Origin of the sequence: Lutibacter sp. B1 (genome assembly GCF_012524075.1) — a bacterium.
Taxonomy (GTDB): Bacteria; Bacteroidota; Bacteroidia; order Flavobacteriales; family Flavobacteriaceae; genus Lutibacter.
Map to the genome: position 1 here is coordinate 1 of NZ_JAAZUI010000078.1, position 1709 is coordinate 1709.

3 protein-coding genes are annotated in these 1709 nt (G+C 33.1%); all 3 read left to right on the forward strand.

The genetic code is table 11. From position 1 onward, the window contains the following. Nucleotides 1–173 (forward strand): type II toxin-antitoxin system HigA family antitoxin (locus HGB55_RS14835; RefSeq protein ID WP_168817834.1); only part of this gene is annotated, 173 nt, incomplete at its 5' end. Between the two features lie 167 nt (nucleotides 174–340). Beyond that, on the forward strand, nucleotides 341–850 hold the full coding sequence (locus HGB55_RS14840; protein ID WP_168817836.1) for a hypothetical protein: 510 nt from the start codon (nucleotides 341–343) through the stop codon (nucleotides 848–850). 54 nt (nucleotides 851–904) lie between these two features. After that, nucleotides 905–1474, forward strand: coding sequence for a hypothetical protein (locus tag HGB55_RS14845; protein WP_168817838.1), 570 nt, complete (start codon nucleotides 905–907; stop codon nucleotides 1472–1474). Nucleotides 1475–1709 lie beyond the last annotated feature (235 nt).

A 1709-nucleotide genomic window follows, 5' to 3' on the forward strand; every position in this document is an offset into this window, starting at 1 on the left:
AATTCCGAATGGAACAAATGGGAATGAATCAAAAAGATTTAGCAGAAGTTGTTGGCTTTAAAAGTAGAGTAAGTGAAATACTAAATAAAAAAAGAAAACTGACTTTGAATATGATAAGAAAACTTAATACTAATCTACATATACCTACTGAAGTTTTAGTTCAAGATTATTAAAATAAAGCCAGTGGCTAACAATGGCTATATTGCATTGTGGCGGATTTTCTTTTTCAGAAAATCCTCGTATATTTACTAAAGTTATTGCTATGGCGGAAAAATCTTGCCGATTTTTCCACAACGACAACATAGCCTAAACCGTTGTGCGGCAGCTAAAAAAAAGACAATTGAAGTCAAATAAAAAACTCAGTTCGGACGAAAAGAAATTGGAACTTAAGAAGTACCGAGACCTTGTTTTGGCTACAATTGATTACTACCTCGACAATAAGCTGATCCAGCTAAGAACCGCTGACTTTGATTCTAATGAGCACTTTCAAGGACTTAAGACCCAAGCACTAGAACATTTTGATAAAAGTCGACTCTCTAGGTTGAAACAATGGTTTCGAGACCTTACAGAGATGCAAGTTGAAACACGAGATTTCAAATTCAATCAGTACCTAAAAGAAAAGACCGGTTATGACATTGATTTATTCCAGTCTTACAACCTGAGAGTGGACAAAATCATTGAAAAGGGAAAAATAACCACGGACAACCAGTTTTATGACATCAACATGATGGTTGATCAATTGAGCCAGATTGAACCGAAGGACTCCGAGAAAATTGGAACACTCAATAAATTACTTCTCGATTACGAACTGAGAAAAACAAAAAAAAGCCGACCGCACAACAATGGCTAACAAAACATGCCCTTCGGGACACGTTTGTTAGCCGAACCGTTGTAAAACATTTGAATGAGCAGAATTCCTATCGACATATCGAAATCTAAAAAGTCAGGAAAACTGATTACGAAACAGTGGATTTTGGAAAAATTATTTGAATATTTACTTCCTTTAATGATTGTTGGAATGTTTCCCTTTATAGCGATAATGGAATTCAATTCGAATTTAAGTAAAGATGAACCAATTGGACTTTCTCTTGCGTTTCTAATTTTTACGCTGATAATTGGAGGATTTATGATTTATTCAATTTTCAATGTGTATAAATTAAAGAGGATTACAGGAATATCGAGAGGAAAAAACTTAAATCTGATTAAAAAGATTGCGGAAAAAAATGAATGGAATATTTCAGCGAATAATCAACAAATATCAATAATCAATTTTTCTTGGCAGGATTCTGGAACTGATTGGGGAAAACAAATGACAATATTATATGACGAAAAAGATATTCTTGTCAATTGTATTTCGTTTGGGCTTTTTTCAAGTCCTTCACCATTTCATTGGTTTGCGAATAAAAGAAAAGTGAATAAACTAACAACGGAATTTGAAAGCGGAATAAAAAACGTTTTACAACAACGTGTATAGTTCATTGCTGCTGAATTTTTCCTTCGGAAAAATTTGCTCAACAGTTGATGCCAGTCTTTTTTTACTAAATTAGTAACAAAACAAACGCAACGAAACCATACACAAACACGTTGCCTAAAATAACGAGATTGGAACTTGGCAGAGAAATTTACCTTCAAAAATAATGATTTACTAAAGCTGAAAATTAATCTGATTTTGAGCATTATTCCGGAATGAATTTTTTAAGTAGTTTTCT

What these genes read in the sequence shown, in the direction of transcription:
- HGB55_RS14845 (WP_168817838.1), top strand. Translation starts at nt 905, where the DNA reads ATGAGCAGAATTCCTATCGACATATCGAAATCTAAAAAGTCAGGAAAA.